At 59.2% G+C, this 20,078-nt stretch carries 19 protein-coding genes (1 of these 19 only partly in view); 12 read left to right on the top strand and 7 right to left on the bottom strand.

Features of this window, described 5'->3' with window-relative positions:
• Nucleotides 1–22: 22 nt before the first annotated feature.
• Genes IF204_RS12020 through IF204_RS12010 form a run of 3 tightly spaced genes read right to left on the bottom strand, consistent with a single transcriptional unit; the run spans nucleotide 23 to nucleotide 2,603 of the window.
• Entirely contained in the window at nucleotides 23–778 is a 756-nt protein-coding gene (locus IF204_RS12020; RefSeq protein ID WP_194097277.1) for an ABC transporter permease, read from the bottom strand.
• Entirely contained in the window at nucleotides 771–1,559 is a 789-nt protein-coding gene (locus IF204_RS12015; protein WP_194097275.1) for an ABC transporter ATP-binding protein, read from the bottom strand. The genes IF204_RS12020 and IF204_RS12015 overlap by 8 nt, the downstream gene beginning before the upstream one ends.
• Before the next feature lie 39 nt (nucleotides 1,560–1,598).
• Nucleotides 1,599–2,603, bottom strand: a complete 1,005-nt coding sequence (locus IF204_RS12010) for an ABC transporter substrate-binding protein (RefSeq protein WP_407658921.1) — start codon at nucleotides 2,601–2,603, stop codon at nucleotides 1,599–1,601.
• 243 nt (nucleotides 2,604–2,846) lie between these two features.
• Between IF204_RS12010 and nudC the strand changes: the two genes are divergently transcribed.
• Nucleotides 2,847–3,788: an NAD(+) diphosphatase gene (gene nudC / locus IF204_RS12005; RefSeq protein ID WP_194097273.1), complete on the top strand. Its 942-nt coding sequence runs from the start codon at nucleotides 2,847–2,849 to the stop codon at nucleotides 3,786–3,788.
• A gap of 45 nt (nucleotides 3,789–3,833) precedes the next feature.
• Nucleotides 3,834–4,298 carry an SRPBCC family protein gene (locus IF204_RS12000; RefSeq protein ID WP_194097271.1) on the top strand — a complete coding sequence of 155 codons (465 nt, stop codon included), beginning with the start codon at nucleotides 3,834–3,836 and terminating at the stop codon, nucleotides 4,296–4,298.
• A 3-nt stretch (nucleotides 4,299–4,301) separates the two neighbouring features.
• On the opposite strand, the gene IF204_RS11995 is transcribed toward IF204_RS12000, so the two are convergent.
• Nucleotides 4,302–5,144 (bottom strand): prephenate dehydratase, encoded by an 843-nt coding sequence (locus tag IF204_RS11995; protein WP_194097269.1) that lies wholly within the window; start codon nucleotides 5,142–5,144, stop codon nucleotides 4,302–4,304.
• Between the two features lie 122 nt (nucleotides 5,145–5,266).
• Here IF204_RS11995 and IF204_RS11990 point away from each other — a divergent pair, with 122 nt between their 5' ends.
• From IF204_RS11990 to IF204_RS11970, 5 genes are all read left to right on the top strand, one after another.
• The gene (locus IF204_RS11990; RefSeq protein ID WP_194097267.1) at nucleotides 5,267–5,779 is read left to right on the top strand and encodes a c-type cytochrome; all 513 of its coding nucleotides are present in this window, start codon (nucleotides 5,267–5,269) and stop codon (nucleotides 5,777–5,779) included.
• A 177-nt stretch (nucleotides 5,780–5,956) separates the two neighbouring features.
• Nucleotides 5,957–7,870 (top strand): extracellular solute-binding protein, encoded by a 1,914-nt coding sequence (locus IF204_RS11985; protein WP_194097265.1) that lies wholly within the window; start codon nucleotides 5,957–5,959, stop codon nucleotides 7,868–7,870.
• 9 nt (nucleotides 7,871–7,879) lie between these two features.
• Nucleotides 7,880–8,968: a microcin C ABC transporter permease YejB gene (locus tag IF204_RS11980; protein WP_194097263.1), complete on the top strand. Its 1,089-nt coding sequence runs from the start codon at nucleotides 7,880–7,882 to the stop codon at nucleotides 8,966–8,968.
• A gap of 3 nt (nucleotides 8,969–8,971) precedes the next feature.
• On the top strand, nucleotides 8,972–10,081 hold the full coding sequence (locus tag IF204_RS11975; protein WP_194097261.1) for an ABC transporter permease: 1,110 nt from the start codon (nucleotides 8,972–8,974) through the stop codon (nucleotides 10,079–10,081).
• Nucleotides 10,078–11,685, top strand: coding sequence for an ABC transporter ATP-binding protein (locus IF204_RS11970; protein ID WP_194097259.1), 1,608 nt, complete (start codon nucleotides 10,078–10,080; stop codon nucleotides 11,683–11,685). Before IF204_RS11975 ends, IF204_RS11970 begins: the two co-directional genes overlap by 4 nt.
• Here IF204_RS11970 and IF204_RS11965 read toward each other — a convergent pair.
• Both IF204_RS11965 and IF204_RS11960 read right to left on the bottom strand, forming a co-directional pair.
• The gene (locus IF204_RS11965; protein WP_194097257.1) at nucleotides 11,673–13,256 is read right to left on the bottom strand and encodes a D-alanyl-D-alanine carboxypeptidase family protein; all 1,584 of its coding nucleotides are present in this window, start codon (nucleotides 13,254–13,256) and stop codon (nucleotides 11,673–11,675) included. The genes IF204_RS11970 and IF204_RS11965 overlap by 13 nt on opposite strands.
• 194 nt (nucleotides 13,257–13,450) lie before the next feature.
• The gene (locus tag IF204_RS11960) at nucleotides 13,451–14,140 is read right to left on the bottom strand and encodes an HAD family hydrolase (protein ID WP_194097255.1); all 690 of its coding nucleotides are present in this window, start codon (nucleotides 14,138–14,140) and stop codon (nucleotides 13,451–13,453) included.
• Nucleotides 14,141–14,229: 89 nt separating this feature from the next.
• Here IF204_RS11960 and clpS point away from each other — a divergent pair, with 89 nt between their 5' ends.
• The 3 genes from clpS to IF204_RS11945 are packed head-to-tail and all read left to right on the top strand — an operon-like array spanning nucleotide 14,230 to nucleotide 16,394.
• Entirely contained in the window at nucleotides 14,230–14,571 is a 342-nt protein-coding gene (clpS, locus tag IF204_RS11955; protein WP_167639006.1) for an ATP-dependent Clp protease adapter ClpS, read from the top strand.
• 30 nt (nucleotides 14,572–14,601) lie between these two features.
• Entirely contained in the window at nucleotides 14,602–15,564 is a 963-nt protein-coding gene (locus tag IF204_RS11950; RefSeq protein ID WP_194097253.1) for a class I SAM-dependent methyltransferase, read from the top strand.
• A gap of 26 nt (nucleotides 15,565–15,590) precedes the next feature.
• Complete coding sequence (locus tag IF204_RS11945; protein WP_167639008.1) at nucleotides 15,591–16,394, top strand: SDR family NAD(P)-dependent oxidoreductase; 804 nt, start codon at nucleotides 15,591–15,593, stop codon at nucleotides 16,392–16,394.
• Here IF204_RS11945 and IF204_RS11940 read toward each other — a convergent pair whose 3' ends face one another.
• On the bottom strand, nucleotides 16,395–16,781 hold the full coding sequence (locus tag IF204_RS11940) for a hypothetical protein (protein WP_228069175.1): 387 nt from the start codon (nucleotides 16,779–16,781) through the stop codon (nucleotides 16,395–16,397).
• 82 nt (nucleotides 16,782–16,863) lie between these two features.
• Between IF204_RS11940 and hemF the strand changes: the two genes are divergently transcribed.
• Nucleotides 16,864–17,754, top strand: a complete 891-nt coding sequence (gene hemF / locus IF204_RS11935) for an oxygen-dependent coproporphyrinogen oxidase (protein ID WP_194097251.1) — start codon at nucleotides 16,864–16,866, stop codon at nucleotides 17,752–17,754.
• 156 nt (nucleotides 17,755–17,910) lie between these two features.
• Nucleotides 17,911–20,078, top strand: partial view of a catalase/peroxidase HPI gene (gene katG, locus IF204_RS11930; RefSeq protein ID WP_194097249.1) — the 5' portion only. Its footprint extends 40 nt past the window's final position; 2,168 of the gene's 2,208 nt are visible here — the first part of the coding sequence; its start codon is at nucleotides 17,911–17,913; its stop codon lies beyond the right edge, outside the window.

The raw sequence follows: 20,078 nt of genomic DNA, 5'->3' as shown, positions 1-20,078 counted from the left end.
CTTCTCGAGCCGCCCTTTTTCGTTAGGACTGGGGCCGTTCGGCCCATCCGGCGAATATCTTCTCTAGCGCGACAACTGCGTAATAAAGCAGGATGCCGAGTACCGCCAAGGCGATCAGGACCGCGAACATCAACGGGTAGTTGGCGTTGGTCTCTCCCGACTTGAACAGAGCACCGAGGCCACGCCCGTGGGGCGATACGATCTCCACCAGATTGGTGCCGATGAAGGCCAGTGTGACGGCGACTTTCAAAGCGCCGAAGAACTCCGGCAGCGTTTTCGGCAGCGCGATTTTCCAGAAGATCGTCATCTTCGACGCGCCGAGCGCTCTCAGGATGTCGCGGTACTCCGGTTCCAGCGTCGAAAGGCCAATGCCCACCGAGACGGCGATCGGGAAGAAGCTGATCAGGAACGCCATCAACACCGTGTTGAAATCGTGCTGGCCAATGAAAATCAGCGCGATCACGGGCACGAGCGTCGCCTTGGGCACCGCGTTGAAGCCGACGAGCAACGGATACAGCGCATCGCGAGCGATCCGCGAGAAGCCCATAATCATGCCGATCAGCGTGCCGACGACAACCGCGATCAGCAGTCCGACTACCGTCCGCCAGAGCGTCTGCCAGCCCATAATTAGGAATAGCTTCCAGAAGCGGGCGTAAGCTTCGGGCAGGTCCGAGGGCGAGGCCATGACGTAGTTCGGCCAGCCATTGACCCAGACGATGAACTCCCAAAGCAGTAGAAAAACAACGATCGCAATGAGCGGTGTGAGGACCTTACGCATGTGTTTCCTCCCGCCCCTGTGCGATGCGGATCTGGTCGCGGAGCGTATGCAGCATCTGGCCCGATTTTGGTTCATAGAGCACGTCGATGGTCCGGTCCGCAGGCAGTGTCACATCCAGCACGTACTGGGTGCGGGCGGGGCGGCCTGATAGCACGACGACCTGATCGCCGAGGAACACGCTTTCCCGCAGGTCGTGGGTGATGAGCACGCATGTGAAGGGCTCCTTGGCGCGCAGGTCGCGCATCGTTTGCCAGAGGTCTTCGCGGGTGAAGTTGTCGAGCGCGCCGAAGGGTTCGTCCATGATGAGCACTTCAGGCTTATGAACGATGGCGCGGCAGAGCGAGGCGCGTTGGCGCATCCCGCCTGACAATTCGCTGGGGCGTTTGTGCTCGAAACCGGCGAGGCCGACGAGCTCCAGTAGTTCCATCGCGCGTTTTTCGCGGTCGGCTTTGGACATGGACGGCGCCACGATTTCGAGCGGCAGCATGACATTCTGCATGATCGTCCGCCACTCCAGCATGACGGGGTTCTGGAACGCCATACCAACTGTTTTACGCGGGGACTTTACCAGTTCGCCGTGGAGCCAGACCTCGCCGCTGTCAGGCTTCATCAGCCCCGTAACCAGTCGGGTCAACGTGGATTTGCCGCAGCCGGACGGACCGACAACGGCGCAGAATTCGCCTTCGGGCACCGACAGATCGAGGCCGTCAAGCACGGGGAGCGGTCCATTCGCCGTTTGGTAGGCGTGACGGACGTCTTTGATTTCAATGAGATTGGTCATTCAGGGGAGGCCCCCGCCGCGTGGACGGGGGCAACCATCTTATTCGAGCGAGAACCCGCCCTCGGGCAGGTAGCTGCTGTCGAAATAGAGCGACGCGTCGGGTGCGTTGGTGAACTCGTAGACGGTCTTGGTCTGTTCGATGGCGTTCGCCATGCGCTCGTCATCAATGCCGCCGAAGCCATTTTCCTGCACGTAGGCGGTGTTCACGTTGTCCGAGATCGCCATTTCGAGGCGCTCTTTTTCAATGCCCGCGTCTGCTGCAGGGTTGCGGGCGATCAGAGCGTCGATGGCCGCGTCGGGGTCGGCGATCGCGTCCTTCCAGCCTTCACCGATCGCTTCGAGGAAGGCGGTCACAACCTCGGGGTTTTCCGAAGCGAAGTCGGTGTTCACGATGATCGCGTTGCCGTAGAGGTCCACGCCGTAGTCGGTCATCAGCAGCACTGACAGGTCGTCCTCTTCCACACCGAGGCGCTTGAGGTTCAGCGTCGACGAGAACGAGAAGCCAGTAACGGCGGCGACTTCGCCAGCGGCCAGCATCGGCTCGCGGGTCGGGAAGCCCACCGGCTCCACAGTGATCGCGTCCATGTCGAGGCCGGTCTGCGCGGCGAAGATCGGGAACTGTGCCCATGCACCATCGGGCGGCGGAGCGCCAAGAACTTTGCCCTCAAGGTCGGCGGGCTCTTCGATGCCGAGCGACTTGCGGCCAACGACTGCAAACGGCGGCGCGTCGTAGATCATCATGATCGCGGTGACAGGCGCGCCGGGGTTCTGGTCAAGGAAACGCATCAGCGAGTTGATATCGGCAAAGCCGAGCGGGAACGCACCGGTGGCAACTTTCGGGATCGCGTCAAGCGAACCTGCGCCTTCGGAGATTTCCACCGACAGGTCCTTTTCAGCAAAGGTGCCATTGTCGACTGCGAGGAAATAGGGTGCGGACGGGCCTTCGAATTTCCAGTCGAGCGCAAAAGGAATGTTGGTTTCCGCGAACGCCGGAGCAGCCATGGCAGTCAGCGCGGCGAGTGAGATGATTGATTTCTGAAACACAGGAATCTCCGCTGTTGGACGTGATGGCTCAGCCTAGTCTTTTTGTTTGCACACATGCCGACGCTCAGATTTGAACGGATGGTACAATTCGAGCCTTGTGCACTGATGCTAGGCTGATTCTCGTCATTGCGCTCTAATTTTGTGCAGTGTGGGTACAGCGCAGATGAGCAGTGAACGGGCAATTGAGCTTGACGCGAGCACAATGGCGTTGAGTTGGGCAAATCGCCGTGGCAGAGATTTCCCATGATGTACCCTCTCTCCTTTGCCGGTGACGGCTTCGACCGCTCTGCCGAAGAGCGCGAACAGGCCGATGTGATTTATACTCAAGCCGAAGCGCGCAGCATCGCCTTGTGGCGTGGAAAGCCGCTCGTAGAAGGGGGCAGGCTGGTCCGTTTGCCCGTCGATCACGAGATTTTCGAGGACAAAGGGGACTGTATCTATCTGGGCCGCCCCGAAGGCCAGCCGCTGTTCGCGACTGATATCTCTAAGTGGGAACCTGCGGATATCGAAGATGCTGCGCTTGGCGCGTTCCTTGATGACTCGCGGCAGATCCACCCGCTGCTCCCAAGTGAGCAGGGATTTATCGACATGCGGGCGATGCTCACCGTGCTCGATCCGTTCGAGGCCGATGTTGCGGCGACCGCCAAGGCAGTTCTCGAATGGCAGCGGAGCCACGGGTATTGCGCCAAGTGTGGCCACAAGACCGAAGCCGTTAAGGGTGGTTGGCAGCGCAGTTGTAGCGCCTGCGGTGCCCAACATTTCCCGCGCACCGATCCCGTGGTCATCATGATGGTCGAACGCAATGATCGTGTGCTTGTGGGGCGCGGCGCGACGTGGCCCGAGAGGATGTACTCGGTCCTCGCGGGCTTTGTTGAGCCTGGCGAAACCATCGAAGCGGCGGTCCGCCGTGAGGTGTTCGAAGAGACCAGCATTACGGTCGGCGAAGTCCATTACGCCGCGAGCCAGTCGTGGCCATTCCCGTCATCGTTGATGATCGGCTGCACGGCTGTTGCGACAAGTGACGATATCAGAATCGATCCCGAAGAACTGGCTGATGCCAAGTGGTTAACGCGCGAAGAACTAGCATCGGTGTTCTCTGGGGAGCACCCTGAGGTTGCTCCTCCGCGCAAGGGGCCTATCGCAGGTCGATTGCTGGCAAATTGGCTTGCGGCCACCGACGATTAAGCACAATCTGCGCGAAATCTTTCAGTCCTATAGAGAGGGTCTAGGGTGCGTTTCTCGACCAAAGAAGACATCGAAGCTCCGATCGCGCACGTCTATGAACGTGTCACCGATTTCCGGATGTTCGAGCGTTCTATCCTGCGTCGGGGAATTGATCTGCGCCGCAACGACGACAGTGAAACCGTGCACGTCGGCACCGCTTGGGACGTGAACTTCCGCTATCGTAGCAAGGAACGCTCCGCCCATATCGAGATGACTCGCCTTGATGCGCCGTCACATATGTCGGCCAAGTTCGAATCCGGCGGGATTGATGGGCAGACGACGTTGGAGCTGGTGCCGTTGTCGCCGTCGCGCACCCGTATGATGCTGGTTGTTGATCTGTCTCCGCGCACGCTGGCAGCGCGTCTTTTGCTCCAGTCGCTCAAGCTGGCGAAGGGCAACCTGACCCACCGCTTCAAGAGTAAGGTTGCCGATGTGGCCGAGGACATCGAAACGGCCTACACCGGCATCTAACCCTTAGCTGCGCTCGTATCTACGCGCGGCGGCGGGGAACACACCCATCAGTTTGATGTAGTCGGTGAAGTAGTCGAGCTCTTCCATCGCAAGTTGTACATTGCGATCGTCGGGGTGGCCTTCGATCTCTGCATAGAATTGCGTCGCGGTGAAATGGCCGTCGACCATGTAGCTTTCCAGCTTGGTCATGTTGACGCCATTGGTCGCGAAACCGCCCATCGCCTTGTACAAAGCTGCGGGGATGTTGCGGACGCGGAAGACAAAGCTGGTCATCATTCCGAACTTACCACGACGGCGGAAATCGGCGTCACGCGCCATGATCAGGAAGCGGGTGGTGTTGTTGGCCTGATCCTCGATGTGACGCGCAAGAACATTCAAACCGTAGATATCTGCTGCCAGTTCGCTGGCGAGCGCACCGCGGCTCACATCGCCAAGTTCCGCAACTTCGCGAGCTGCGCGGGCATTGTCGCTGCTGGCAACGGGCTTGATACCGTGTTCACGCAGGAAGCCTGCGCATTGCGGAAGGATGACCGTGTGACCGTGGGCCTCGCGCACGTCTTCGACCTTGGCACCTTTGACTCCGAGCAGGTTCACATGAACGCGGACGAAGGCTTCATCGATGATATGCAGGCCGCTTTTCGGCAGCAGATGGTGCACGTCAGCGACGCGGCCATAGGTCGAATTCTCGACCGCGACCATGCCGAGTTCAGCCTCGCCTTTGCGGACGGATTCGATGGTGTCCTCGAACGAAGTGCATGGAAAAGGTTCAAAATCGGGACGAGTCTCGACGCAGGCCTGATGGCCATAGGCGCCCAGTTCACCCTGAAATGCGATACGTCCGGTCATTTGTGCACCTCCTCAGCCCCTCAATATTGTTTTTTGGGCAATAAGTCGCGGTTCTATTGCTTGCAAGAGTGGACAGGAACCATGTAGATAGCCCCGAAACTGCGAACAGAATGGAACGCGACATGTTCGACACAATGACGATGACCAAAGTTCTGGGCGGTGTATGTGGCGCCTGGCTTGTTTTTCTGCTGGGCGGCTGGGCCGCTGAGGAAATCTACACCGCCAACGAAGGTGGCCATGGCGATCACGCGCAAGCGTATGTGATCGACACCGGTGCTTCGGATGAGCCGGCTGAAGAAGGTCCGTCGTTTGAAGAAGTCTTCGCAAGCGCCGACGCTGCTGCTGGCGAAAAAGTTTTCCGCAAGTGCGCATCGTGCCACAAGCTCGAAGAAGGCGTGAACGGCACCGGCCCGAGCCTCTACGGCGTTGTTGGCCGTCCGGTCGACAGCATCGAAGGTTTCGCCTATTCGGGCGCGCTGGAAGAGGTCGTCGACGTCTGGACCCCGGAAAACCTGAGCCACTTCATCGAGAACCCGCGCGGCTTCGCACCGGGCACCGCAATGGGCTTCGCCGGTCTGCCGAAAATCCAGGACCGCGCCGACCTGATCGCGTACCTGTCGACCATCGGCCAGTAAGCTTTACTGCTGACAGAATTTACAAAGGCCGTCCTTCGGGGCGGCCTTTTGCTTTGCGTGGATCACGAATTGGTCAAATTCCATTCATCCAAGGTGTCAAACAGTAATCATCGCTTGAAACAGATGTGTGACGGACCGTAGCCTCAGACAAACGCCACTCTTCAAGGGATTACGTTTATGAAGCATCGCCGCGCCGCTAGTTCGATTGCACTCGCCAAACCAACGCAGAGCGGACATCTCATGCTTCTTGGCGGCGTCGTGCTTGCCGCAGGCGCCTTCGCAAGCCAAGCCTTTGCGCAGGATGACAACCTCATCACCACGCACGGCATCTCGACCTACGGCAATCTCGTCTATGATGATCCGAGTTTCGAACACCTCGACTACGTAAACCCCGATGCGCCCAAAGGCGGCGAAATCTCGGTCTGGATGACCGGCGGTTTCGATAACATGAACCCCTACGCGACCCAAGAGGGCACCCCCGGCTATCTGTCGTCGATGATGTACGAGAGCATGTTGGTTGGCACTGCGGACGATCCGGATGGTGCGTACTGTTACCTCTGCACCACGATGGAGTACCCCGAGAGCAAGGACTGGGTGATCTTCCACCTGCGCGACGATGTCGAATTCTCGGACGGTACGCCGCTGACTGCTGCGGATATCGAGTTCAGCTTCAACCTGCTGCTGGAGCAGGGCACCGAATCCTATCGTTTCGGCGTCAGCAAGATGATCGACACTGTCGAAGTCATCGACGATCGCACGATCAAGTTCACCTTCAACCCCGACGCTCCGCGCAACGGTCTGATCGAACAGATGGGTGCGACGTCGATCTTCTCGAAGAAGTGGTACGAGGAAACCGGCGCCCGCCTCGACGAGGCCCGTTTTGAAACCAGCCCCGGCACCGGCCCGTACACGGTCGGCAGCTACGAGGTGAACCACCAGATCATCTACGAGCGGAACCCCGATTTCTGGGGCGAGGACGTGCCGCTGAACATCGGTCGCAACAACTTCGACAGTATCCGGGTCGAGTACTTCGCCGATACCAACGTTGCCTTTGAAGCGTTCAAGGCAGGTGAATTCACCTTCCGTCAGGAGAATTCGTCGCTCTCATGGGCGACGGCTTACGACTTCCCCGCCATCAACAACGGCTGGGTGAAAAAGGAAGCGCTGGATAAGGGCAACGTCCCGAGCGCGACCGGTTTCGTGTTCAACCTGACCAAAGAGAAGTTCCAGGACCCGAAAGTCCGCGAAGCGATTTCGCTGATGTTCAACTTCACTTGGACCAACGACAACCTTCAGTACGGGCTGTTTTCGCAGCGTGAAAGTTTCTGGCAAGGCACCGACCTTCAGGCCAACGGCGTGCCGGAAGGCCGCGAGTTGGAAATCCTCGAGTCGGTTTCCGACCTGATCGACCCGTCGATCCTCACGGATGAAGTCACCACGCCGCATACTTCTGGCGACAGTCAACTTGACCGCCGCAACCTGCGTCAAGCGCTCGCGCTGATGGAGGAGGCAGGCTACGTACCTGGCCCGAACGGTATGCTAGAAAAAGACGGCCAACCGCTCACTCTTGAATTCCTCGGCTACGCGCCGACCATTGAACGCGTTGTGGCGCCGTTTATCGACAACCTGCGCCGCCTAGGTGTGGATGCCGAATGGAACCAGATCGACTCGGTTCAGTATATGGAGCGGACCCGTGGCTTCGACTTCGACATGACACTGGACGGTTACAATGTCGGCCTGATCGAAGGCGAGAGCCTTGGCCAGCGCTTCGGGAGCGACGGCGCGGGCGATGTCTTCAACCCCGCGCACTACAGCAATCCGGCCGTCGACCAGATCATCGAAATCGTGAAGAACGCCGACAGCTACGATGAAATGACCGCTGGTGTGCGTGCAATCGACCGGATCATGCGCAAGGACCTTTATATCGTGCCGGTTTGGTACCTGCCGAACTATTGGGTCGCCTACTACGACATGTACGAGCACCCCGATCCGCTGCCGCCTTACGATCTGGGCTATCTCGACTTCTGGTGGTACAACGCTGACAAAGGCCAAGCGCTAAAAGAGGCAGGCGCACTGCGGAACGGCCTGTAAGGCAGATCAATGGGCGCATATATTTTCCGACGGCTTTTGCTGATGATCCCGACGTTGCTCGGGATCATGGTACTCAACTTCGCCGTCATTCAGTTCCTTCCGGGTGGTCCGATCGAACAAAAGCTGGCCGAGCTTGAAGGTATGGGCGATGCGTTCGCCAATATTTCCGGCGGGTCCGCCGATTTCGAGATCGAGGCAACGGGTACGGCCGCGACGAGCGCCTATCCTGGCGCACAGGGTATCGACCCCAAGTACATCGAAGAGCTCGAAATCCGCTACGGGTTCGACAAGCCGCCGCTCGAACGGTTTCTCATCATGATGTGGGATTACATCCGCTTCGATTTCGGCGAGAGCTGGTCGCGCAAAATCTCGGTCGTCGATCTGGTGCTGGAGAAAATGCCTGTGTCCATCACGCTCGGCTTGTGGTCGACTCTGATTGCCTACTGCATTTCCATTCCGCTCGGGATCAAGAAAGCGGTGCGTGATGGAACGTCGTTCGATACCTGGACGTCGGGCATGATCATCGTCGCCTACGCGGTGCCGGGGTTCCTGTTCGCGATCCTTTTGATCGTTCTATTTGCCGGTGGCTCGTATTTCAGCATTTTCCCATTGCGGGGCCTCACCAGTTCCAATTGGGAAGAGCTGAGCCCGATTGGGAAGGCTCTCGATTACCTATGGCACATCACGCTGCCAGTTCTGGCCTCGACGATTTCCGCGTTTGCGACGCTCAGCCTGCTGACCAAGAACAGCTTCCTTGACGAGATCAAGAAGCAGTACGTCGTAACGGCGCGGGCCAAGGGCCTTGGCGAGCGACGGGTGCTCTACGGGCACGTTTTCCGAAACGCGATGCTCATCGTGATCTCCGGCTTTCCGGCGCTGTTCATCTCGGTGTTTTTCGGTGGCTCGCTGATTATCGAGACGCTTTTCAGCCTCGATGGGCTTGGGCGCATGGGCTATGAGGCCACGCTGAACCGTGACTATCCGGTGGTGTTCGCAACGCTCTACGTGTTCTCGCTGATGGGCCTGCTCGTCGGGATTATCACTGACATCACTTACATCTTCATCGATCCGCGGATCGACTTCGAGTCGAGGGGCTAACGCATGCGTCTTTCTCCTCTGAACCAACGGCGCTTGCGCAACTTCAAGCGCAACCGCCGTGCCCTATGGTCGCTGATCATCCTCGGCACACTATTCTTCATCAGCCTGTTCGCCGAGTTTCTGGCCAACGACAAACCGATCCTCGTGTCCTATCGCGGCGAGCTTCGCAGCCCCGTGCTGACCTTCTATTCGGAACGTGATTTCAACGGCGATTTCCCGACCGAGGCTGTCTATTCGTCCCCCGAAGTAAAGTGCCTGATCGTGACCGGCGGCGCCGATGAATGTTTCGACGATCCCGAAGGTATCTATGAAGAGGTCGAAGCAGGCGGCACGCCGGACGTCACTGACTTCTCCAAGGGTTGGATGATCTGGCCGCCTATTCCGTACAAGTACGACACCATCGTGGATACCCAAGGCGTCGCTCCGGCTCCGCCGAGCAAGGACAACCTGTTGGGAACCGACGACACGAAGCGCGACGTGCTGGCCCGTGTCATCTACGGTTTCCGCCTGTCAATCAGCTTTGCGCTTGTTGTTGTGTCGATCTCGTCCGTTGTCGGTGTTCTGGCCGGTGCTGTGCAGGGCTATTTCGGCGGTTGGCTCGACCTGACCTTCCAGCGCTTTATCGAAATCTGGGGTGGGATGCCGTCGCTCTATGTGATGATGATCCTTGTTGCGATCCTAGGGAAATCGTTCTGGCTGCTCGTGGTGATTACCGTGCTGTTCAGTTGGCCTGCCTTGGTTGGTGTCGTGCGCGCTGAGTTCCTGCGCGCGCGGAACCTCGAATATGTGCGGGCCGCCCGCGCGCTTGGCGTGCGTGACCGGACGATCATGATCCGCCATGTCCTGCCGAACGCGATGGTTGCGACGCTCACCATGCTGCCGTTCCTGCTGACCGGCGCGATCGCGACGCTGGCGACGCTCGACTTCCTCGGCTTCGGCCTTCCCAGCTCGGCCCCATCGCTCGGTCACCTCACGGTTCAGGCCAAGCGGTACCCGTGGGCGCCTTGGCTTGGCTTTACCGCCTTCTTCACCTTCGCATTCATGCTGTCGCTTCTGGTCTTCATCTTCGAAGGCGTCCGCGATGCGTTCGACCCGCGAAAGACATTCAAATGACCCCGCTGCTTCGAGTTTCCGACCTCAAGATCGCCTTCCGTCAGGACGGCGAATTGCGTCCCGCCGTGCATGGCGTGTCGTTCGATATCCAGCGGGGTGAGACTGTCGCTCTTGTAGGCGAATCCGGTTCGGGCAAATCGGTGACCGCGCTGTCGACCGTCGATCTGCTCCCTGACAACGCAGAGATCGAAGGCTCGATCCTGTACAAGGATACGGAGCTGGCGAAGGCGGACGAGAAGACCCTGCAGTCTGTGCGTGGCAACGACATCAGCTTCATCTTCCAAGAGCCGATGACCTCGCTCAACCCGCTGCACACCATCGAAAAGCAGCTGCGCGAGGTGATCGAGCTTCACCAAGGGAAGCGCGGCGGAGCGGTTCGTGAACGCATCATCGAACTGCTCACCCGCGTCGGTATCCGAGATGCCGAGTCTCGTCTGAAAAGCTTCCCCCACGAACTGTCGGGCGGTCAGCGTCAGCGTGTAATGATCGCGATGGCACTGGCGAATGGACCCGACCTGCTGATCGCGGATGAGCCGACGACCGCGCTGGATGTGACTATTCAGGCGCAAATCCTTGAACTTATGGACGAGCTCAAGCGCGAGGAGGGCATGGCGATGCTCTTCATCACGCACGACCTTACCATCGTTCGCAAAATAGCTGACCGCGTCTGCGTGATGAAAGACGGCGAGATCGTGGAGCACGGAACGACCGCAGAGGTCTTCGGCAATCCGCAACACCCTTATACGCAGATGCTCCTCGCTGCCGAAGCGCAGGGGCGTCCTGTACCGGTGCCGGAGAATGCGCCCGTCATCGCAGAGACTGACGAACTGCGTATCTGGTTCCCCATCCGACGTGGCCTGTTTCGCCGCACTGCTGGCTACGTCAAAGCGGTGAACAGTGCATCACTGACCGTGAGGGCAGGGGAAACGCTCGGCATCGTCGGCGAATCCGGTTCGGGCAAGACGACCCTCGCGCTCGCTGTCATGCGCTTGATCCAGTCGAAGGGGCGCATCGCGTTCATCGGCAAGGATACGAATGGCCTCAGTCAGCGCGAACTGCGCCCGCTCCGCGCAGATATGCAGATCGTATTCCAAGACCCCTACGGCTCGCTGTCACCTCGTATGACGGTCGAACAGATCATTGCCGAGGGACTGGGCATCCACAAAATCGACCCGACCCGCAGCCGGCACGATATGGTGGCGGAAATTATGACGGAGGTCGGCCTCGACCCCGCGATGATGAACCGTTACCCGCATGAATTCTCGGGTGGTCAGCGCCAGCGTATTGCGATTGCGCGTGCGATGGTTCTGCGTCCGAAGCTTGTGGTTCTGGACGAACCAACTTCGGCGCTCGATCGCACGGTTCAGGTGCAGATCGTCGATCTACTCCGCGATCTACAGCGCAAGCACGGACTGGCGTATCTGTTCATTTCGCACGATTTGACCGTCGTCCGCGCGCTCTCGCACCGGATTATGGTCATGCGTAACGGTGATGTTGTGGAAGCGGGTGAAGTGGATGCGGTATTCGATAATCCGCAAACCGACTACACCCGCGAATTGATGGCGGCGGCCTTTGACGGCCGTGCCGCTTCTTATTCTGCCTGACCAACCATGAAGCAGGTCTGGTCGCGCGCCTGAAGGCGGCGACAGGCCAGTTCGGCGCGTTCACGGGTCATGCCCATGAAGTTCGCGTCGAAGCCGCGCGGGCTTTGCACGACGCGGCGCACCGTACCGTCAAGGCTGCTCATCTCGTTCAGAGCAACACGCACCAGAATGCGCTCGGCCTCATAGCGCGAGTTGTAGCGGCCCACGTTGATGCCCCAGTGCTGACCACCCGACGTCGAAACGCGGGTCACGACGACCGGCTCTTCAGCGGCGACGGTGGTCGCTTGAGCAACGGCGGCGGCGATATCGGCCGGATCAGTAGCAACATCGGGTTCGACCGCAGCGACCTGAACCAGCTCCTCGGCCGGAACGATCTGCGCAGGGCGAATACGCGGCATTGGCGCTTCTTCCAGACCAGCAACGACGGCTTCGATGACCGGCTCGAGCACAGGCTCGACGACAGCTTCGGCAACTTCTGTCGGCGCTGCGACTTCTGCAGTTACGGCCATCGCAGCGGCGAGCGCTTGGGCGACGGCTTGGGCCTCGTCTGGATCCATCGGCGTGTTCGGCATTGCGCGTCCAACCGGCCTTGCGCTGACAAGCACTGCGCCGGTGGTGCGGATGATTTTGCCGGCCGGAACGTTGACGGCTTCAGCGGCATTCGCCGTCACGATCGGGGCCGAACCATTACCCGGCGAATAGGCGGGCAGGGGCGGACGCGCGATGCGAGCATTGCTTGGCGCACGGGCAAAACCGATATCCAGCAACTCGGCTGCTTTGGCGTTACGGGCCGGAGTCGAGGTCGAGCCCATGACAACAGCGATGATGCGGACGTTACCGCGCTGCGCCGAAGCGACAAGGTTGTAACCTGCAGCGTTGGTAAAGCCGGTCTTGATGCCGTCAGCACCGCGATACGCACCAAGGAAGCGGCGGTTCGTGTTGTAAACGGTCGCCATGCCCGCGTCGGTCGAGGTGCGAGAGAAGATGTTGTAATACTGCGGGAAGTCGTAGACGACGTGACGCCCCAGTACAGACATATCGCGAGCGGTCGACAGGTGGCCGGACTGCGTGAGGCCGTTTGCATTGCGGAAGGTCGTGCGGGTCATGCCCATCGACTGCGCCATGCGGTTCATACGGGCGGCGAAGGCTTCTTCGGAGCCCTCAAGCGCGATCCCGATCGCGGTGGCAGCGTCATTGGCCGACTTCACGGCCGCAGCGCGTACAAGGTAACGGAAGCGAATTTGCTGCCCCGTACGCAGGCCAAGCTTGCTCGGCGGCTCCGATGACGCGGCGCTGGTGATGGTCACCGGCGTATCCGCCGTAATCTCACCACGCTCCATCGCCTGAAACGCGAGGTAGAGTGTCATCATCTTCGTCAGAGACGCCGGATGAAGCCGCGTATCGGAGTTGTAGGTTTGGAAAACCTCGCCCGTGCGGGCGTCGATTACATAGTGCGCGCTAGGAACCGCACTCGCCTGTTGGGGCGCAAAGGACAAAAGCCACAATGCACCAAGGAATAATACCCCAATTAGGGTCCGGATATTCGGACGACCTGCCACGTCGCTCACCATTTTTTACTGCCTCTGGGTGCCGAATTTTTGGTGGCACCTCTGTAATTAACAGTGAGCGTAACACAGCGATCTGATTGCGCAAACTCCCCTTTTTCAGCGGCCTGCACGGCGCAATTGTAGCAGAATCGTAAATCTCGTTGTTTTGTTAGCTATTGGCACAAGATGTGACAAAGCGGCGAAATCGCGTCTGCAATCTATCCGAGCTTGGCTATCAGATCGGGTAGGTCGTTTAGGCTTCTGATTTTGCAGAATCGGGCGTGGTCGGGTTCGTCCGCTTTTTCGTATTCCCACGTTAATTCATGGGGCACATAGACGCCCCAAGCGCCCGCCTCGATGGCTGGAATCACATCCGATTTCAGCGAATTGCCGACCATCATCACGCGGGCGGTGTCATGACGAGCAAAAATCCGCTGATAGACCTCTGCAGTTTTGTCGCTGACGATTTCGACGGCAGAAAAGTGGTCTCCGAGGCCGGATTGGGCCACCTTCCTTTCCTGATCGAGCAGGTCGCCCTTAGTGATGACCAGCAGATCGTAGTCCGCAGCGAGTCGGGGAATCGTCTCTCCGACGCCTTCAAGCAGTTCGATCGGGTGGCGCAGCATTTCACGTCCGTTATCAAGAAGCTGCTGAATAACGTGTTGTGAAACGCGGCCTTCCGTCACTTCGAGCGCAGTTTCGATCATGGACAGGGTGAAGCCTTTGATCCCGAAACCGTAGAACGCGATGTTCTTGCGCTCCGCCGCGAGCAGCCTGTCATGCAGGTGGTCCGGCTCCACATAATCGGAAAGCAGGTCAGCAAACTTCTTCTGGCTGAGTTTGAAGAACCGCTCATTGTGCCAGAGCGTGTCGTCAGCATCGAAAGCGATTGTCCATCTGTGCGCCATTTGAAAGTGTCCTGAATAACTGCGGGGTTTTCTTATGGGTATGTCTGACTATATACATCCGCAATGGCCCCACCAGATAACGGTAGAACATGACAGCTGACATCTTGATGATGGCGCAGAATGGCGATGATGACGACGGCGATTTCGGCGTCAAACTTGACGTGCGCCCCAAGACGAAGCGTCCACCGCTCTACAAGGTTCTGATCCTGAACGACGACTATACTCCGATGGAGTTCGTTGTTCATGTGCTCGAGCGTTTCTTCGGCATGACCCATGCCCAAGCGTTCGAGCTGATGCTGACCGTGCACAAGAAAGGCGTCGCCGTTGCCGGTGTCTTCTCGCACGAGATTGCCGAAACCAAAGTTGCTCAGGTGATGGATTTTGCCCAACGGCACCAGCACCCGCTGCAATGCACCATGGAAAAAGAGTGACGCCTTCGCGTCCCGTAAGGTCCTGACGATATGTCCCGCTCCCGTTTGTCCACGGCCCTGACCGAGGGCCTTCTGTCGTTGCTGGAAGGCGACATCAAAATCATGCGCCCTGACGTCGACTATGAAGTGGCCGAGCTGCCCCGCGAACGCGTGTTCATCGACACCGGTTTCAAACCTGCCGCCGAAGCGTGGGAAACTGCGGGCTACAAGCTCGGTGATGGTGCTGCCGCTACGACGATCGTTGTGGTGCCGCGCGCAAAGGGCCTTGCCCGCGCGATGATTGCCGAGGCTTCGAAGTCGGGCCTAGTGATTGTCGACGGCCAAAAGACCGATGGTATCGACAGCATATATAAAGAGTGCCGCAAGCGCCTCGGCGATTTGCCGACAGTGACCAAGGCACACGGCCGCATGTTCTGGTTCGAGGGCACTGATGCGTTCGCCGACTGGGTCGACACCGGCGCGCAGCAGGGCGAGCATGGGTTCTGGACCACTGCGGGTGCGTTCTCTGATGGCGCGATTGATCGTGGTTCGGCGCTGCTGGCCAAGGCACTGCCCGAAAAGCTGCCGTCGCGCATGGCCGATTTCGGTGCGGGCTGGGGCTATCTCTCTGGCGAAGTGCTGAAGAGCCCGAACGTCCAGTCGCTCGACCTGATCGAAGCGGAAGCGCTGTCGTTGAATTGCGCCGAAATGAACGTCACCGATGCCCGCGCGAATTTCCACTGGGCTGACGCGACCAAGTGGACCGCGAGCCAGCCCTACCAAGGCATCGTCATGAACCCGCCGTTCCACACGGGCCGCGCAGGTGATCCGGGACTTGGCAAAGCGTTCATCGCTGCCGCCGCGCGTAACCTCACGCCGTCGGGCAATCTGTGGATGGTCGCAAACCGTCACCTTCCTTACGAAGTCACGCTGCGCGAGAAATTCCGTCACGTCGAAGAGATTGGCGGCGACGGCGCTTTCAAGCTATTCCTTGCATCCAAGCCCATTCGCTAAGTTATTCAGGCTACCGGAGTTTTCAGATGTCCTTCTCTCTTGCAGGTAAGACCGCGATTGTGACCGGTGGCGCCAACGGCGTCGGTCTGGCCATCGGCCGTCATTTCGTCGAGCAGGGCGCGAATGTCATGTTCGCCGACATGGACGAAGAGGCGCTCCAGCGCGAGGTTATGTCCGACTTCGAACCCGATGGTCCGGCGCGCATCTTTGCCGGCGACCTGCGCAAGAAGCTGAACGTAAAGAACCTGCTGTCCGCGACGATGGACGCGTTCGACGGCATCGACATTCTGGTGAACGCATCGCGTCAGGTGATGCCGACCGATCCGCTGAGCCCTGATGATGACAGTGTCATGATGCTGCTCGAACAGAACATGCTGACCGCGCTGAAGCTGAGCCAGGCTGTCGCTCGTAAGATGATCAAGCTGTCGGAAGACCGCGAGGATGAGACCGTCGGCACGATTATCAACCTGTCGTCGATTGCCGCGCGCCGTACGCACCCTGATCTGATGGCCTATTCGATTTCGGCGGCTGCCTCTGACCAGATGACCCGATCGCTGGCGGTAGCACTCGCGCCGAACCGTGTGCGCGTGAACGCCGTTGCCTTCGGCAGCGTCATGAGCGCCAGCCTCAAGGGAAAGCTCAAAGAGCACGACGATTATCGCGAAGACATCCTGCGCCACACCCCGCTCCAGCGGATCGCGAGCCCGCTCGAGGTTTGCGAGGCGGTGCAATATCTGGCCTGCGACGCATCCGATTTTGTCACCGGCCAGATTATCACCGTAGATGGCGGGCGCACCCTGATCGACGCAGTGGGCTGTCCCGCCCACTAATCAGGTTTCGGGATACTGCGCCTGACATTGCGCGATGGCGCTACCCACGCTGGCCTGTAGCGCGTCGCGGCGGTCGATCAGCGATTCCAGCTTGGCCGTTTCGGCATTCAGGTCGATCGCAACCGGCACGTTGACGTCCTCGGTGATGACCTGCTGACACGGTACGCGCACGACCTCGCCGCTATCCAGTTCGTCCGAACAGACGCGATTCACGGTGCGCACTTCCTGACGTTCCTCGATAGCGTAGCCGCGTTCGATATTGCCACGCGTGACGGTAATCAGATTGTTCACGACGTTGAGGTTGCGCTGCGCTTGGCTGATGCAGCGTTCTTGCGGGCTGGCGCATGCGGCGAGACCGAGGGGGATGAGAAGCAGTAAGCGCTTCATGATGGAACTCCATAGCAGTAGTCGACATACGTTTTAATTGATATGGGCCGTTGATATTCAATATCGAACGGAGAATGAGGCGATGACCGACATGATGGAGCAGGAAAAAGCGACCGCAGCGGCATGGTTCCGGACCCTTCGTGACCAGATCGTAGCTGCGTTCGAAAATCTTGAAGACACGCAAGAGACCGGCCTATTCGCGGATCAGCCCGCCGGACGTTTTGAAGTGACAGAGACCAAGCGCTCCGCCGATGACGGCTCCGACGCTGGTGGCGGCCTGATGAGCGTCATGCGTGGAGGCCGCGTTTTCGAGAAAGTCGGCGTCAATATTTCCGAAGTGTTCGGTACCCTCGGCCCTGCGGCTCAGCGTTCGATGGCGGCGCGCGGCGTTCCGGGAATTGCGGATGATCCGCGTTTCTGGGCTTCGGGCATTTCGCTCGTTGCGCACATGCAGAACCCGCACACACCTGCGGTCCACATGAACACGCGTATGTTCTGGACCCCGAACGCTTGGTGGTTTGGCGGCGGCTCGGACCTGAATCCGTGCATCGAGTATGACGAGGACACCGCACATTTCCATGCAGTACAGAAACAGCACCTCGATCCGCATGGAGAAGACCTCTATCCGCGTCTGAAAGAGTGGGCGGACGAGTACTTCTATATTCCCCACCGCAATCGCGCGCGCGGCGTCGGTGGCATCTTTATGGATGACCAGAACTCGGGCGACTGGCAGGCCGACTTTGCCCTGACGCAAGACATCGGCAAAGCATTCCTGCCTGCCTTTGTTCCCGTGACCGAAAAGCGCCGGAATACGCCTTGGGATGATGCGGACAAGGAAACCCAGCTTCAGCACCGCGGGCTCTATGCCGAGTACAACCTTGTCTATGACCGCGGCACCAAATTCGGCCTCGCCACGGGGCATGATGCCAACGCGGTTCTGATGAGCCTGCCTCCGATGGCAAAATGGTATTGATGAGACAAGCGGCGCCGGAAACGGTGCCGCTTTTCCGTTTCTGTCCACCCATAAGTTTTACTAATCGCTGCGCATAGAACTTCAAAATTATCATTATGGAGCGACTCGGCTACCGTCATCCTAGATTTTGAATTGATGATCCCTTGGGAGGACAAAATGGACGGTAACGATACCCCCGCAGGCTGCCCCGTCATGCACGGCGCAAAGCACACCCGTCATTCCGGTCGTTCGAACCGTGATTGGTGGCCGAACCAGCTCAATCTGAAAATCCTGCACCAGAACGCGCCCGCGTCCGACCCGCTGGCCGATTTCGATTATGCAGAAGCCTTCAACGCACTCGACTACGATGCGCTGAAAAAAGACCTCCATGATCTGATGACGGATTCGAAAGATTGGTGGCCTGCCGACTACGGTCACTACGGCCCGCTCTTTATCCGTATGGCGTGGCACAGCGCAGGCACCTACCGCACCGGTGACGGTCGCGGCGGTTCGACCTCGGGCACCCAGCGTTTCGCGCCGCTGAACTCGTGGCCGGATAACGTGAACCTCGATAAGGCACGCCGCCTTTTGTGGCCGATCAAGCAGAAGTACGGCAACGCAATCAGCTGGGCCGACCTGATGATCCTGACCGGCAACGTCGCGCTGGAATCGATGGGCTTCAAAACCTTCGGCTTTGGTGGTGGACGCGAAGACATCTTCGAGCCGGAAGAAGACATCTATTGGGGTTCGGAAACCGAGTGGCTGGCGCTGAGCGAGAACGAGAACAGCCGCTACTCGGGCGAGCGCGTTCTGGAAAATCCGCTGGCCGCTGTGCAGATGGGCCTGATCTACGTGAACCCCGAAGGTCCGGACGGCAATCCCGATGCGGTCGCTTCCGGCCGTGATATACGCGACACCTTTGGCCGCATGGCGATGAACGACGAAGAAACCGTCGCGCTGGTCGCTGGTGGTCACACATTCGGTAAAGCCCACGGTGCCGGTGACGCCGCACTGATCGGACCGGACCCCGAAGGTTCGCCTATGGAGCATATGGGCCTTGGCTGGTCGAACGGCTTCGGCACCGGCGTCGGCGCACATGCGACCGGCTCCGGTATCGAAGGCGCTTGGAAGCCGAACCCGACCACATGGGACATGGGTTACCTGAAGGTTCTCTTTAAATACGATTGGGAACTGACCGAGTCGCCCGCCGGCGCAAAGCAGTGGCGCGCCAAAGATGTCGAGCCCGAAGACATGGTCGAGGACGCGCATGATCCGTCGAAGAAGCACGCGCCGATGATGACCACCGCCGACCTCGCGATGCGTTATGACCCGATCTACGAACCGATCGCTCGCCGCTTTGCCGAGAACCCGGACGAGTTCGCAGATGCCTTCGCTCGTGCTTGGTTCAAGCTGACCCACCGCGATATGGGGCCGAAGGTGCGCTATCTGGGTAAAGAAGTGCCGAGCGAAGACCTGATCTGGCAGGATCCGGTACCCGCAGCTGACGCGCCGACGATTGACGATTCGGATGTGGCTGACCTCAAGGCGCAGATTCTCGCATCGGGCGTTTCGCAGCGCGAACTCATCTATACCGCTTGGTCCTCGGCCTCGACCTTCCGCAACTCGGACAAGCGCGGCGGTGCCAATGGTGCCCGTATCCGTCTTGAACCGCAGAAGGGTTGGGAAGTGAACGAGCCCGAACAACTGGGCAGTGTTCTGAAGGCGCTCGAAAGCGTGCAGTCCGCGTTCAACGCGAAGGGCGACAAGAAGGTATCGATTGCCGACCTGATCGTTCTGGGTGGTGCTGCCGCTGTCGAACAGGCTGCGAAAGCGGCAGGCGTTGATGTGACCGTTCCGGTTTCGGTTGGTCGCACCGATGCGACGCAGGAGCAGACCGACGCCGAGTCGTTCGAACCGCTCGAGCCGAAGGCTGATGGTTTCCGCAACTACCTTGCCGCTGACTTCCGCGTCTCGGCTGAGGAATTGCTTGTGGATCGCGCCCAGCTTCTGGGGCTTTCGGCACCAGAGATGACCGTGCTTGTTGGTGGCCTCCGCGTGCTGGATGCCAACCACGGTCAAACGACCAAGGGTGTGCTGACTGAAAGCGTGGGTACTCTGACCAACGACTTCTTCAAGAACCTGCTCGACATGGGCATCGTCTGGAACCCGGTCGATGGCGACGAGAACCTGTTCGAGGGGCGCACCCGTGAGGGCGGCGACCTGAAGTGGACCGCGACTCGCGTCGATCTGGTGTTCGGTTCGAATTCCCAACTGCGCGCACTTGCAGAGGTCTACGGCCAGCATGATCTGACCAACAAGTTCGTCCACGACTTCGTCAAAGCATG

Source organism: Marivivens aquimaris (assembly GCF_015220045.1).
Taxonomy (GTDB): Bacteria; Pseudomonadota; Alphaproteobacteria; order Rhodobacterales; family Rhodobacteraceae; genus Marivivens; species Marivivens aquimaris.
This window is presented reverse-complemented; position numbering and strand designations above follow the sequence as displayed.